General features: G+C 27.5%; 1 pseudogene. It reads right to left on the minus strand.

The features are described 5' to 3' along the window. Positions 1–207 (minus strand): annotated as a pseudogene (locus RH81_RS16160) (fructose bisphosphate aldolase); the annotation flags it as partial.

Raw genomic sequence — 207 nt, forward strand, 5'->3', positions numbered from 1 at the left:
TCTTTTAAGACATTTTCAATTTCAGCTTTATCTTTAGCATTGATATTTACTTCAGGTTCAATAATTGGTACTAAACCTTTTGCAATAATTTTTTTAGCGAATTCAAATTGTTGTTCAACAACATCTTTGATACCTTGTTCGTTTAATTCTAAAATGTTTGAACGCATTTTAGTACCAAAAATATGACGTTCATTAGCACGATCTAAT

The organism is Psychroserpens jangbogonensis, assembly GCF_000797465.1.
GTDB classification, from domain to species: Bacteria; Bacteroidota; Bacteroidia; order Flavobacteriales; family Flavobacteriaceae; genus Psychroserpens; species Psychroserpens jangbogonensis.